This window comes from Bradyrhizobium sp. Unk1, from assembly GCF_059512345.1.
Window position 1 is genome coordinate 12,494 of the sequence record NZ_JCAMOP010000019.1, and the last position, 13,225, is coordinate 25,718.

Annotated in this window: 13 protein-coding genes; 8 read left to right on the forward strand and 5 right to left on the reverse strand. The window is 66.0% G+C overall.

Annotated elements, in window-relative coordinates:
• Positions 1-4 precede the first annotated feature (4 nt).
• From AC5ZFO_RS24020 to AC5ZFO_RS24045, 6 genes are all read left to right on the forward strand, one after another.
• A complete protein-coding gene (locus AC5ZFO_RS24020) occupies positions 5-1,516 on the forward strand; it encodes a tripartite tricarboxylate transporter permease (protein ID WP_282518864.1) in 1,512 nt (503 codons plus the stop codon).
• A 95-nt stretch (positions 1,517-1,611) separates the two neighbouring features.
• Entirely contained in the window at positions 1,612-1,926 is a 315-nt protein-coding gene (locus AC5ZFO_RS24025; protein ID WP_282518865.1) for a nucleotidyltransferase family protein, read from the forward strand.
• A complete protein-coding gene (locus AC5ZFO_RS24030) occupies positions 1,927-2,271 on the forward strand; it encodes a HepT-like ribonuclease domain-containing protein (RefSeq protein WP_282518866.1) in 345 nt (114 codons plus the stop codon).
• Positions 2,272-2,292: 21 nt separating this feature from the next.
• Positions 2,293-3,279: a methylmalonyl Co-A mutase-associated GTPase MeaB gene (gene meaB, locus AC5ZFO_RS24035; RefSeq protein WP_282518867.1), complete on the forward strand. Its 987-nt coding sequence runs from the start codon at positions 2,293-2,295 to the stop codon at positions 3,277-3,279.
• On the forward strand, positions 3,276-3,932 hold the full coding sequence (locus AC5ZFO_RS24040) for a pyroglutamyl-peptidase I (RefSeq protein ID WP_496122725.1): 657 nt from the start codon (positions 3,276-3,278) through the stop codon (positions 3,930-3,932). The genes meaB and AC5ZFO_RS24040 overlap by 4 nt, the downstream gene beginning before the upstream one ends.
• 198 nt (positions 3,933-4,130) lie before the next feature.
• A complete protein-coding gene (locus tag AC5ZFO_RS24045) occupies positions 4,131-5,501 on the forward strand; it encodes a TIGR03808 family TAT-translocated repetitive protein (RefSeq protein WP_282518868.1) in 1,371 nt (456 codons plus the stop codon).
• 124 nt (positions 5,502-5,625) lie between these two features.
• Here the strand turns inward: AC5ZFO_RS24045 and AC5ZFO_RS24050 are convergent, their stop codons facing one another.
• From AC5ZFO_RS24050 to AC5ZFO_RS24065, 4 genes are all read right to left on the reverse strand, one after another.
• Positions 5,626-6,351 (reverse strand): TIGR03809 family protein, encoded by a 726-nt coding sequence (locus tag AC5ZFO_RS24050; protein WP_306664162.1) that lies wholly within the window; start codon positions 6,349-6,351, stop codon positions 5,626-5,628.
• 480 nt (positions 6,352-6,831) lie between these two features.
• Complete coding sequence (locus AC5ZFO_RS24055; protein ID WP_496122726.1) at positions 6,832-8,544, reverse strand: S8 family serine peptidase; 1,713 nt, start codon at positions 8,542-8,544, stop codon at positions 6,832-6,834.
• A gap of 15 nt (positions 8,545-8,559) precedes the next feature.
• Positions 8,560-9,249 carry a hypothetical protein gene (locus AC5ZFO_RS24060; protein ID WP_282518870.1) on the reverse strand — a complete coding sequence of 230 codons (690 nt, stop codon included), beginning with the start codon at positions 9,247-9,249 and terminating at the stop codon, positions 8,560-8,562.
• Positions 9,246-9,815, reverse strand: a complete 570-nt coding sequence (locus AC5ZFO_RS24065) for a sigma-70 family RNA polymerase sigma factor (RefSeq protein WP_008140099.1) — start codon at positions 9,813-9,815, stop codon at positions 9,246-9,248. The genes AC5ZFO_RS24060 and AC5ZFO_RS24065 overlap by 4 nt, the downstream gene beginning before the upstream one ends.
• Positions 9,816-10,249: 434 nt before the next feature.
• Here AC5ZFO_RS24065 and AC5ZFO_RS24070 point away from each other — a divergent pair, with 434 nt between their 5' ends.
• Positions 10,250-11,407, forward strand: coding sequence for a GGDEF domain-containing protein (locus tag AC5ZFO_RS24070; protein ID WP_282518871.1), 1,158 nt, complete (start codon positions 10,250-10,252; stop codon positions 11,405-11,407).
• A 63-nt stretch (positions 11,408-11,470) separates the two neighbouring features.
• The gene (locus tag AC5ZFO_RS24075) at positions 11,471-12,574 is read left to right on the forward strand and encodes a DUF2336 domain-containing protein (protein ID WP_282518872.1); all 1,104 of its coding nucleotides are present in this window, start codon (positions 11,471-11,473) and stop codon (positions 12,572-12,574) included.
• Between the two features lie 10 nt (positions 12,575-12,584).
• Here AC5ZFO_RS24075 and AC5ZFO_RS24080 read toward each other — a convergent pair whose 3' ends face one another.
• Positions 12,585-13,223 (reverse strand): NrsF family protein, encoded by a 639-nt coding sequence (locus AC5ZFO_RS24080; protein WP_014496784.1) that lies wholly within the window; start codon positions 13,221-13,223, stop codon positions 12,585-12,587.
• Positions 13,224-13,225 lie beyond the last annotated feature (2 nt).

A 13,225-nucleotide genomic window follows, 5' to 3' on the forward strand; every position in this document is an offset into this window, starting at 1 on the left:
TCCCATGCTGAAGACCCTGATTGAAGCATTCGCCCTGATCTCCACCTGGGAGGTCATCATCGCGATGTTCGCAGCCTCCGTGTACGGGCTCGTCATCGGCTCGCTGCCGGGCCTGTCGGCGACGATGGCGACCGCCCTGCTCGTCCCCGTCACCTTCTACCTGTCGCCGATCGCGGCGATCGCGACCATCGTCGCGGCCTCCTCGATGGCGATCTTCTCCGGCGACATTCCCGGCGCGCTGCTGCGCATTCCCGGCACGCCGGCCTCGGCAGCCTATGCCGACGAGGCCTACGCCATGACACGCAAGGGCCAGGCCGAGCTGGCGCTGGGAGCCGGCGTCTGGTTCTCCGCCGTCGGCGGCATCGCCGGCGTGCTGTCGCTGATGATCTTGGCGCCGCCGCTCGCCGAGATCGCGCTGTCGTTCTCGACCTTCGAATATTTCTGGCTGGCGCTGCTCGGCCTGATGTGCGCCACCTTGGTCGCGCGCTCCTCGCCGGTGAAGGCGATCGCGGGCATGTTCCTCGGCCTGCTGGTGTCCTGCATCGGCATCGAGAATCCCGGCGGCGTGCCGCGCTTCACCTTCGGCATCACCGATTTGTTCGGCGGCATCGAGCCGATCCCGGCGCTGGTCGGCGTGTTCGCGGTGGCGCAGGTGATGCGCGCGATGCTGACGCCCGAGCCGCCGCCGCTGCCGCGACGAAAATTCGGAAGCATCATGGCCGGCCAGTGGAAGCTGACCAAGAAGTATCACTGGCAGATGACGCGTGGAAACATCATCGGCATCATCATCGGCGTGCTGCCCGGCGCCGGCGCCGACATGGCCGCCTGGGTCTCCTACGCGATGTCGAAGCGCTTCTCCAGGGAGCCGGAGAAATTCGGCACCGGCCATGTCGAGGGCCTGGTCGAGGCCGGCGCCAGCAACAACGCCAGCATCGCCTCGGGCTGGGTGCCGTCGCTGCTGTTCGGCATTCCCGGTGACACCATCGCCGCGATCGCGATCGGCGTGCTCTACATGAAGGGCCTCAATCCCGGCCCGACGCTGTTCACCGAGAAGGCGTCGAGCATGTACGCGATCTATCTGATGTTCATCATCGCGAACATCCTGATGATCCCGCTCGGCATCGCCATGATCCGGATCGCCGCCTACATCCTGCTGGCGCCGCGCTCCGCCATCATGCCGATCATCATGCTCTGCTGCGCGGTCGGCTCGTTCGCGATCGGCAACAACATGTTCGGCGTCGTCACCGTCGCCGCCTTCGGCGTGATCGGCTATGTGATGGAGGCCAACGGCTATCCCGTCGCCGCAATGGTGCTCGGCATCGTCATGGGCACCATGGTCGAGCAGGCTTTCGTGACCTCGCTGATCAAGTCGGACGGCAGCATCCTGCCGTTCTTCGAGCGCCCCGTCGCCGCCATCCTCGCCGCCATGGCGATCGGCGCGCTGCTGTGGCCGGTGATGGTGTGGGTCTGGCGCAAGGTGAAGCCGGTGCAGACGGCGGCGGCAACACCCGGGTGATAGGGGGCGGGCAGCCCTCGCCTGCCCCGCCGGGGGCGGGTCCAGCCGGCTCCGCCATGCTGGGCCAGACGGTCGCCTTGTGCTAGTGTCCGGTCATGACCGACGTCGCAGACATTCCGCTCCAGACGCTTGTCGGGAAGCTCCGAGAGCTTGCTCCCGCCCTGAGGGCTGCAGGTGTCATCCGGCTTTACCTGTTCGGGTCCCGCGCGCGCGGCGACGCTCGGCCAGACAGCGACCTCGACGTGCTGGTCGAGACAACCTCGCGCGAGGAAACGCCGCGGTTCGACTACTTTAGAGTCCTGCATTTGATCGAGGACCATGTCGGCCTACGAGCGCAGATATCGATACGGGACCTGCTGAAGCCGCGCATGGCCGAGCGTATCGCGGATGATCTGGTCGAGGTCTTCTGAATGCCGCCGACCGTGGAAGACCGGCTGCGAGATATTCTGGAAGCTATCACTGACATCGAAAGTGTCGTGAAGGGCCTCACATTCGATCAATTCGTCTCTGAAAAAACCGCCCGGCTGGCAATCGAACGACTTCTCGAGATCATCTGCGAGGCATCAAGATTCATCCCGGATGAGATAAAACGAACCGAGCCGGCGATCGATTGGCGCAAGATGATCGACTTCGGAAATCTACTTCGTCATGCCTACCACATGACGAAGGCCGAGATCGTTTGGGACATCATTCAAATCCACCTTCCACCTTTGAAATCTTGCGCTGAAAGACACATTCGCATGTCGGGCCGCTAGCGGCTGGACGCGAAGACAATCATGACCGGTAGCAAATCCATCGACATCAAAACCCTCGCCCGCGACTTGCGCTCCGGCAGTCGCGCGGCCCTCGCCCGGGCCATCACTCTGGTGGAAAGCCGGCGCGGCGACCACCAGGCGCTGGCGCGCGAGCTGGTGCAGATGCTGCTGCCCGACACCGGCAAGGCGGTTCGCGTCGGCATCACCGGCTCCCCCGGGGTCGGCAAGTCCACCACCATCGACGTGCTCGGGACGTACCTGATCGAACAGGGCAACAAGGTCGCGGTGCTCGCGGTCGATCCGTCCTCGGCGCGCAGCGGCGGCTCGATCCTCGGCGACAAGACGCGGATGGCGCGGCTATCGGCCTCCAATGACGCCTTCATCCGCCCCTCGCCATCGTCAGGCACGCTCGGCGGCGTCGCCGCCAAGACGCGCGAGGCCATGCTGTTGTGCGAGGCCGCCGGCTTCGACGTCGTGCTGGTCGAGACCGTCGGCATCGGCCAGTCCGAGACCGCGGTCTGTGACATGACCGATTTCTTCCTCGCGCTGATGCTGCCGGGCGGCGGCGACGAGTTGCAAGGCATCAAGAAGGGCCTGGTCGAGCTCGCCGACATGATCGCGATCAACAAGGCCGACGGCGACAATCTCAAGCGCGCCAACATCACCGCCGCCGACTATCGCGGCGCGCTGCATATCCTCAGCCCCCGGTCCGAGCATTGGCACCCGCCGGTCGAGACCTATTCGGCGCTGACCGGCGACGGCATCGCAAAACTCTGGCAGAAGGTTCTGGATCACCGCAAGGCGATGAATGCATCCGGCGATTTCGCTGCACGGCGGCGCGAGCAGCAGGTGAAATGGATGTGGTCGATGCTGGAGCAGCGCATGCTGGCGCGGCTGCGCAGCGAGGCGTCGGTGCGTACGAAAGTCAGGAAGATCGAGGCTGAGGTGGCTGAAGGCCATCTCACGCCGGCACTCGCCGCCGAGCAGATTCTGGAGTTGCTGCAATGAGCGAAAAGCTCCGCATTCTCCTCACCGGCTTCGGACCGTTTCCCGGCGCGCCCTATAACCCGACCCAGCCGCTGGTCGCGCGGCTGGCGCAATTGCGCCGTCCGGCCCTCGACGATGTCGCGCTCGCGAGCCACATCTTCCCGGTCACCTACGCCGCGGTCGACCGGCAATTGCCTGATGTGCTCGCGAAAGAGAAGCCGGATGCGCTGCTGATGTTCGGCCTCGCCGCGCGCACGCCTTACCTCCGCATCGAGACCCGCGCCCGCAATGCCGTCACCATGCTCTGGCCCGATGCCGCCAACACCCGCTCCAGCAAGCGCGGCATCGCCGGCCATACGGACGCGATGACGTTCGGTCCGCATACGGCAAGACTGCTGCGCGCCGCGCGCCTCACCGGCATCGACGCGCGCGCCTCGCGCGATGCCGGGGCCTATCTCTGCAATTATCTCAGCTGGCGCGCGATCGAGAATGTCAGGGCGGGCGGACCGCAGCTTGCCGCGTTCATCCACATTCCCCTGCTCGCGCGTAGCGGCGCTGTTCGGCGCATGGGTTCGCCGCGGATCACGCTGGAAGAACTGGTGGACGCCGGCGAGGCCATGCTGATGGAGATAGTGGGGCTCGCGAGGAAGCGGCGGAACCCGCAGGTCTCGTAGGGTGGGCAAAGGCGCCCTTGCGCCGTGCCCACGACTTCGCCTCGAATAGGCTTTGTTGGGCACGCTTGCGCTTTGCCCACCCTACGGCACCGCCTCCGCGGTAAACATTTAACCCTACCGCGAACAATCCCCGCGCCGTCGGCCACCCTGCGCTACCTAGTCGGTCGCGGACCTCCCGCGTCCGCCGAAGGATGCGTCATGGACCTCAACCGCCGTCGTCTCATCGGAGCTTCGACCGCAGGCATCGCGGGCGCACTCGCCGTGCCGGCCGACGCCGCGCGCGCGGCGCCGCTGACATCCCTGCTCGGCCGTGATGCCACGCAATTCGGCGTGCGGCCCGGCAGCAGCGAGGACCAGACCCGCGTGCTCCAGCGCGCCATCGACGAAGCTGCACGGGCACAGATGCCGCTGGCGCTGCCACCCGGCATCTATCGGAGCGGATTGCTGCGATTGCCGAATGGTGCCCAGCTGATCGGCGTGCGCGGCGCGACAAAATTCGTCTTCACCGGCGGAGCCGCGGCAATCCAGAGTGACCGGTCGGACTCGATCGGCCTGACCGGCATCAGCTTCGATGGCGGTGGCATTCCGCTTCCGACGCGGCGCGGACTGATCCATGTCCTCGGCGGGCGTGACGTCCGCATCACCGATTGCGAGATCACCGGCTCCGGCGGCAGCGGCATCTGGCTCGAGCAGGTCACGGGCGACATCTCCGGCAACATCTTTACCAGCATTGCGGTGACGGCGGTCGTCTCATTCGACGCCAGGGGCCTCAGCGTCTCGCGCAACACCATCATCGGCACCAACGACAACGGCATCGAGATCCTGCGCACCACGATCGGCGATGACGGCACGCTGGTCACTGATAACCGCATCGAGGACATCAAGGCCGGTCCCGGCGGCTCGGGCCAGTACGGCAACGCCATCAACGCGTTTCGCGCCGGCAACGTGATCGTGCGCGGCAATCGCATCAGGAACTGCGATTACTCGGCGGTGCGCGGCAATTCGGCCTCGAACATCCACATATCAGGCAACAGCGTCAGCGACGTGCGCGAGGTCGCGCTCTATTCGGAGTTCGCGTTCGAGGCCGCGGTGATCGCCAACAACACGGTCGATGGTGCCGCCGTCGGCGTCTCCGTCTGCAATTTCAACGAAGGCGGCCGCATCGCGGTGGTCCAGGGCAACATCATCCGCAATCTGATCCCGAAGCGGCCGATCGGCACCGCCCCCGACGACGATGCCGGTGTCGGCATCTACGTCGAGGCTGACAGCTCCGTGACTGGCAATGTGATCGAGAACGCGCCGTCCTATGGCATCGTCGCCGGCTGGGGCAAATATCTGCGCGACGTCGCGATCACGGGCAACGTGATCCGCAAGGCGCTGGCCGGCGTCGGCGTCTCCGTGGTGTCCGGCGCAGGCACCGCGCTCGTCAACAACAACATGATCTCGGAAACCCCGCGCGGCGCCGTGGTTGGGCTCGATCATGCCCGTGCGGTGACGTCGGATCTGTCGGCGGACGGCGCACAGCGCTTCGCGCAGCTGGTGGTCGGCGGCAATGCGGTGCGGCGGTAGGTGTGCGACGCCAGAGCGGCCGTGCATCCTTCGAGGCTCCCCATGGGACGCGCAGCGTCCCATGCCTCGCACCTCAGGATGACGGGGATCGGGAGGACGCGGTGGTCCTCTTGAACATTCGCCCTTAAAACGCGTTCCTCAGCAGCGGGTACTTCGCTTGCAGGCCGTCGAGGCTGAAGGTGAATTCGACGACGCGCTCGGGAGCGGCGACGATTTCGGCGGCGGGCGGGGCGAACTGCGGCAGGAGCGTTGCCATTGCAGCAGGCGTGGCCTGCGGCGCCTTCACGGCAGGTGCGGTGAACGCCGCCATTGCGGCAGGCGGGGCGACCGGCGACCTCACAGCGGGCGCGGCGACCGGCGCCCGCGCAGCGGGAGCCTTGAGCGGAGCGACAGCGGCAGGCGCAGTGAACAATGCCGCCGCAGCCGGCGTCGCTCGCGGCACGAGCGGGGCTTCGGGGATTTCGGCAAGGACCTCCGGCTTGGGCGCGAGCCTGACCGGAACGGCGGTCTCCGCGGCGATGTGGACGGCCTTCGGCTGCACGGTCTGCGCCTGTTGCTCGCGCGGAAACACGCGGGGCATGGTCGCCGGCGACCAGCCGAATACGGGCGAGACACTCGCGGCCGCCGCAGCCACGTCGGCACCGGTCGCGAGCGCGCGCCAGGTCTGAACGGCGCGCTTGGCTTCCTGGATGTTTTCGAGGAATGCGATCTCGGAGTGGTAGCGGCGCCAGCGTCCGGTCTCGAACATTTCGGAGAGATGTTCCAGCCGCTGCTCGGCGAGAGTGCACCAGCGTGCCGCAATGTCGCGGCCACGCGCCACGTCGCGAACAGCCTCTTGGCGATGTGTCATAAACCAGCCCGTCAGGTGAAAAATACGGACGCGACGCAACGCACACGAATCAATTTAGACGTGACATGAATATTTTGTGGAAAAGTTTTGACTTGTCCAGCAACGACACGCCGGTCGTCGTCAATAACGGTAGTCGTGCGGAGAATTGCTGTGTTTTCGAGTCAAGCTTCGCACAAGCATAACCGGCCTGCGGGGCGACTCCCGGGCGCCGACAATGGGCGCCGCCACGTTCGCTCAACCGGAAGCTGATCGCGCCGAGCGGTTCAAGAAATCAGCCCCTGAAAAGAAAAGACCCGTCCGGGGGGACAACCGGACGGGTCGAGCCATATGGGCGCTTGGGGTGGATGGGCGCTCGCGCCTGATATGACTTATGGGGAGGGATGACCGCTCCCACATAATTTGGTCGTGGCAGCCGGCTGAACGTTCAATGCGGCGTTCGATTTCTTGGCCTTCGCACCGCGCGCAAAGTTGTCGCAGCCGCTATCGCGTCGCCGGCCTATCCGCCTGAGAAATCGTGGATTTATCCTCTGCGCTCGACAGCGAGGGTTGTTCGATCGCGCGGATGCCAGGCTCGTCGCGACGCTTCTCGGCATCTTCACGTTTTGTTGTACCGGACGCAGCCGCGACAGGCGTCGCGCTGTCGGCGGGAACGGCCATGACTGCGGCAAACGCGTCGGCCTCACCGTCGCCGAAGAGATCATCACGGCCGGGTGAACCGAGGTCGCGCGCGGTCTTCGCCAGCGTCATGCGCAGCGCCTCCGGCTTGAGCGTGTAATTGCGCTCGAGCAGCAGCGCGGCGACGCCCGAGACATAGGCGGCCGAGAACGAGGTCCCCGAGGTCATCTGGTACTTGCCGTCGGGCGCGGGCAGGAAGATGTCGACGCCGGGCGCCGCCAGCGCGATGTAATTGCCGCGGTTGGACGCCGAGAACAGCTTGTCCTGCTGATCGGTCGCGCTGACCGCGATCACGTTGGGATTGGCGGCAGGATAAAGCGGCGGCGATTTCGCGCCGGCATTGCCGGCGGCCGCGATCAGCACCAGCCCGCGGGCGGCGGTCGCCGCGATGGCGCGCTCGATCGCGGCGTCCTTCGGACCGGCAAAGCTCATATTGATGATCTGCGCGCCGTGCTCGGCGGCGTAATTCAGCGAGCGCAAGACGATGTAGGACGAGCTCTGGGCGCCGCCCGTCGTGCCGCCAAAGGCGCGGATGGCAATGATGCGCGCCTCGGGCGCGCTGCCCATCAGCCTGGCATGAGCCACGATGGCGCCGGCAATGCCGGTGCCATGGACATGCGGGCCCTCGGCGCTGCCGAGCGCATCAAAGTTGTCGGCGATGGAATGGGCGAGCTCGGGATGTTGGGCGTCGATGCCGGAGTCGATCACGGCAACCGTCACGTTGGCACCGTGTGCCAGTGTATGCGCCTGCGGCAGGCGAAGCCTGGCCAGCGCATATTGCGCGGGATCACCCTCGGTCGGCACCGACGATTTCTGATCCTGGAGCACGTAGCGGAAGTTCGGCTGGACCGAACGCACGCTGCCATCGGCGGCGAACTCACGCCGCACCGTCTCGGAAGGCCGGCCGTCCGTGATGCGGAACAGGCCGAACGTCGCCCCGATCAGCGGGAAATTCTCGGATGAGACACGCGTCAAGCCGTGGCGGCGCGCAAGCTCGTCGGCTTCGGTCGCCGACAGGGCGCCGTCGATCTCGGCCACGAATTCGTTGGCGAAGCTACGCAAGTCGACGGCGGCCGGCGTGCTGTTACCCCGCCCCTTGCCGGCGCTCTTCTTGCCCGATTTGCCTGTGCCATCGCCACCTGCGCCCGGCTGCGCCAGGCATTCGCCGTCGGCGTCGCGATAGGGGGCCGTGCAGGCGGGGTACAGGTTCGGCGAATAGCGCGCATAGGGCAGCACCGGGGTCGGTCGCATCCGCGCCGTGGTGGTGGTACGCGGGATAGCAGGGATAGAACGCGGGCCGGGGCCGACGCCGACAGCCCGCGCGCCAACACCGGGGCTGACGCGCGCGGCGATGCTGGGAGAGATGGTCGGGGTGCGCGTGGGGACGCTGATCGTCGGCGTGCGCATGATCGCCTGCGCCTGCGCAACCTCGACGCCGAGGCCGGCGAGCAGGAGTGCAGCTCCGACCGATGAAACGTAGGCCCCGGCTCGCGACTTACTCTCGGACTTGCGCGTCATCGGTGCAGCGGCGCCTTACGGCGCCGCGACGGCGAGGTTGACGAACTTCTCGCGCGACATCCTGCCGAGCAGCGAGGCGAGCTCGTCCCGGCTCATCGCCTTGTCGAACTGGAGACGGAACATGCCGCCCTTGGCATCACCGATAATTGAAGCCTGGTAACTGTCGAGCAGCGCGGTGATGTCGGCGACGCGCGCCTCGGGCGTGAAGCGCACCAGCGCGCGCGCAGGTGCAGCTCCAAGCTCGCGCGTGATCGGCGCGCCGACCGACAGCGAAGCGGTCTCGAAGGTCGCGGGCTGGGTCTTCATCAGCACGGCGCCGATGATGCCGGCCTGGAGCAGCAGCGCGATGGCACCCAGGCTCGCCGACCAGGCCAGCGTACGCGGCGACAGGCTCGAGAAGAAGGTCGCGATGCGCGCCGAGAGCGGCAGCGAACCGACCGGCCGCGCAGGCTCGGCGTCGATCGCGGCGAACAGCTTCTGCATCGCCCGCGCCGACGGAGCCCCTAAGCTCTCGTTCAGATGGATGGTCTCTTCGTACTCGCCGCGGATCGCGGCATATTGCTTTGCAAGCGCCGGATCACCCGCCAGCGCTTCCTCGACGCGGCGAGCGTCACGCGCGTTCAGCGTGCCGGCGGCGTGCCAGGGCAGCAGCAGTTCAATTTCACTGGGCTCTTGCTCCAGCATCTTCTTGCTCAATGCCATCATGGCCAGCCTCGCTCAACGCCGGCTGCCTTCAGCAGTTCGGCCAGTTTCTTGCGCGCATAAAACAAGCGCGTCTTCACAGTGTTCTCCGGAATACCGACGATTTCGGCCACTTCTTCCACGGATTTCTCGTGGTAGTAGACGAGATCGACGATTTCCCGATGGTCCGGCGAGAGGCCCGTCAGACACTCGCGCAACGCTTCACTGGTATCCTTCTTCTGCACCGCGATTTCCGGATCGTCAGACGAATCCTCGATCGCGTTGGCAGCTTCGTCGTCCAACCCAACGTCCTTCCTGCGCCGGAGCGCAGACAGGGCCTTGAATCGGGTGATTGCCAGCAGCCAGGTGGAGACGGCGGATCGCCCCTCGAACTTGCCGGCTTGACGCCAGACGTCGAGAAACACCTCGCTGATGAGGTCCTCCGCCGCCTGCTCATCCCGCACGAGCCTCAGCCCGAACCTGTAGACCCTGACATGGTGCCGCCCGTACAGCACCTGCATGGCGAGCCGGTCACCTTGAGCGATCCTGGCGATCAGGACCTCGTCCGAAGCCGCCTGTGTCACGCTCAATGCCCGTCTCGCAAAGTTGGTCGGGTCGGCGCGGCGGACGGTTCGACGGGCGGGGCGAAATTCTTCAGCGTACCGCAGTCACACGGGGGTCTGTGTGATCTACCCCACATACGCGAATTTTCCTTTTGCCACCCGTGGCGGTTGGCCGGCTCGCTCGATAACGGTAACATAGTAATGATGCATTCCCTGCGCAATGCCGTCCGGCGCGGACGGCCCGACGTGATGGAACCATAGCAGCCCTGCACGACGTATGTCTCACCAAGCCCTGCTTTGGCTCGACCCCGTCGCCAACGATGCCTAATCGCCGGCAAATTTCCCCGCCGGCCGCTGTCACCCTGTTGCGCGCTGCACCGTTTGGATTCGATTGCGAAGGATACCAAACCTAAAGGCTTGCCGCGTAGATTTTTGAGCTGACATCCACCCTTGGCGGGACAATGAGCACGGCCGCGACGACCTTACCGGAGAGGAATGCCGCTCAGGTCGCGGATCTCGTTCTCATGCCCGACGCGGCTGCGCCCGAGGTGCGAGCGCGCCGGGTCCGGCAACGCCGGCAGATGTATGTCGGCCAGGTCGCAAGCTACTCGCTCGGCGCCTTCGTGCTGCTGATCTATGCCCATGACGGCGTCGTCCGGATGAACGTTCCGTCGCTGTTCTGGGTCGGCGGCCTGATGATCATCGGCATCTTCGTCGTGATGTCGGAAGCCGGCGTCGGCGACAGGCACAGCGACCACTATCTCACCGTCTTCCAGATCTCGGCGCACATGGCGCTGCAGTTCATCTTCCTGGTGTCGGTGCCGACCCTCGGCATCGCCTTCATCAGCGTGCTGTTCCTGATCTTCGCCTTCGGCACGCTGCGCATGACCTCGGCGCAGGCGATGTTCACCTGGGCGATCGCGACGACCTGCCTCGCGGCCGTCTTCCTCGCCTCCGACCTGCCGATCGGCATGCCAGTCGCCACGAGGCTCCAGCGGACCGCCTCGATGCTGTGCTTCGTCCTGGTGATCGGCCAGTGCGCCTTCCTCGGCCTGTTCGGCGCCACGCTGCGAAAGGTCCTGTACCGGCGCAGCATCGAGCTGAAGGCCGCCTATCAGCGCATCGAGGAGCTCGCCGAGCTCGACGAGCTGACCGGCTCCTACAATCGCCGCTGCATCATGCGGCTGCTCGATGCAGAGGTCGAAAAGTCGCAGCTGGCGTCCGCACCTTGCGCCATCGCGCTGATCGACCTCGACTGGTTCAAGCGCATCAACGACGCCCACGGCCACCCCGTCGGCGACGAGGTGCTGCGCACCTTCGCCATCACCATTTTTGCCAATATCCGCCCGGCCGACTTTTTCGGCCGCTATGGCGGCGAGGAATTCCTGCTGCTGCTGCCGGGCACCGACGGCGGCGCGGCGGGGCGCATGCTCGAGCGGCTGCGCGGCATCGTCGCCGATCTCGACTGGAGCGCATTTTCGCCCGGCATGCGGGTGACGATTTCCGCGGGCGTCGTGACGCTGCGCGACGTTGATACTGCCGACACGTTTCTCGCACGCGCCGACAGCGCGCTTTATTCCGCCAAGGCGCAAGGGCGCAATCGTATTGCAACGAGCTGACTAATCCATTTTTTCCTGGCTGCGCAGAAGCCGCAGCCGGACCGAACGCTCCAGGACAGGGCCATGAGATCGAAATCCGAAAAACCATCCGAGAACCTGCTTGAGGAATTGCAGGCCGCGCTCTCGCACGGCACCGTCGCGCGCCGGGTCGAGGCCCTGCGCCGCGTCACCGATCTGTTCATCAACAATGCGGTGGATTATTCCGACGAGCACGTCAGGGTGTTCGACGACGTGTTCCAGTGCCTGATCGAGCAGATCGAGGCCTCGGCGAGAGCGCTGCTCGCCAACCGTCTCGCGCCGATCGCGGCCGCGCCGCCCAAGATCATCCGCACGCTTGCGCTCGACGAGGTGATCGAGGTCTCCGGACCCGTGCTCACGAAATCGGAACGGCTGGACGAGGCGACCCTGATCGAGATCGCGCGCACCAGGAGCCAGGCACATCTCAAGGCGATCTCGCTGCGGCGGGTGCTGTCGGCAGCGCTGACCGACGTGCTGGTGGCGCGCGGCAACGAAGACGTCGTGCAATCGACCGTCAGCAATCCGGGCGCGCAGCTCTCCGAGGGAAGTCTCAGCGACCTCGTCACGCGCGCCGAACGCGACGATGACCTCGCCGCCTGCATCGGCCTGCGGCCCGACCTGCCGCGCCATCACTACTTGAAGCTGGTCGCCAAGGCGTCCCTGAGCGTGCGCAGGAAGCTCGAGGCCGCGCATCCGGAGCTCGCGGACGAAGTGTCCAGCGTGGTCCAGGAAGCGACCCAGCGGGTCCGCGCCGCCGCCATGACCAGGCAGACCGAAATGGCGCGCGCACTGGTGAGATCGCTGCACGAGGACGGTCGTCTCAACGAGTTCCAGGTCACCAGCTTCGCCGAGCAGGGCAAGTTCGACGAGACCAATGCAGGACTCGCGGCGCTCGCGGGCGTGGCGGTCGAGACCGCCGAGAACATGATGATCGAGAGCCGCAACGAGGGCGTGATGATCCTCGCCAAGGTCGCGGGCATGCAATGGTCGAGCGTCCGCGCGATCATCGCCATGCGCGAAAAGCTCTCAGGCGACTCGAAGACCGACATGCTGACGCTGCGCGATGCCTACGAGGCCCTCCGCTCATCGACCGCGCAGCAGGTGCTGCGCTTCCACCGCATGCAGCAGGGCACGACGCCGGCGGCGTGAAGCCGGCGCACTAGTAGCGCAAAACTTTCGAACCTGCGTAGGCGCCGATCGCGGTCACGAGTGCCGTCGCGATCGTGTACCAGGTCGCGACGAACAGCGGCGAGTCGTCGGTGCAATGCGAGGCGTAGAGCGTTGCGGCAAGGCCGGCCGACAGCAGGCCCGCGAGCGCGCCGGCGAGTGCAGGATGCGACGGCGCGCCGTGGCGCAGGCCGAACAGCGCGCCCGCAAGCAGCGGCAGCGACATCGCCGGGATCGCGAGCATGCACACCCGGGAGTTCTTGCCCACCAGCCGCATCGTCATCGGCATCGCCGGGGCCATCATGGTCTCGCTGCCGATCGCAACCGCAAGCAGGCCGACGGGAAGCAGCAGCAGCCATCCCCAGCCGCGCATCAAGGCTTCGGGCCGCGACAGATGCAGGCTGACGATGATCGCGGGAATCGCAAGCGACAGCGTGACCGCGAACTTCGTGTCGAAGAACGGATTGTGCATGGCGGTCATCACGTCGGGCCGCACGCCAAGGAAGCTGGCGAAGATCAGGATCGAGAACGGTGCCGCCACCAGCAGCGCCATCGTCAGCACGGCGCCGACGCGCGGCGCGCGATGGGCGTTGTCGGCCGCGAGCGAACGAATGAGTTGATCGGTATCCATGA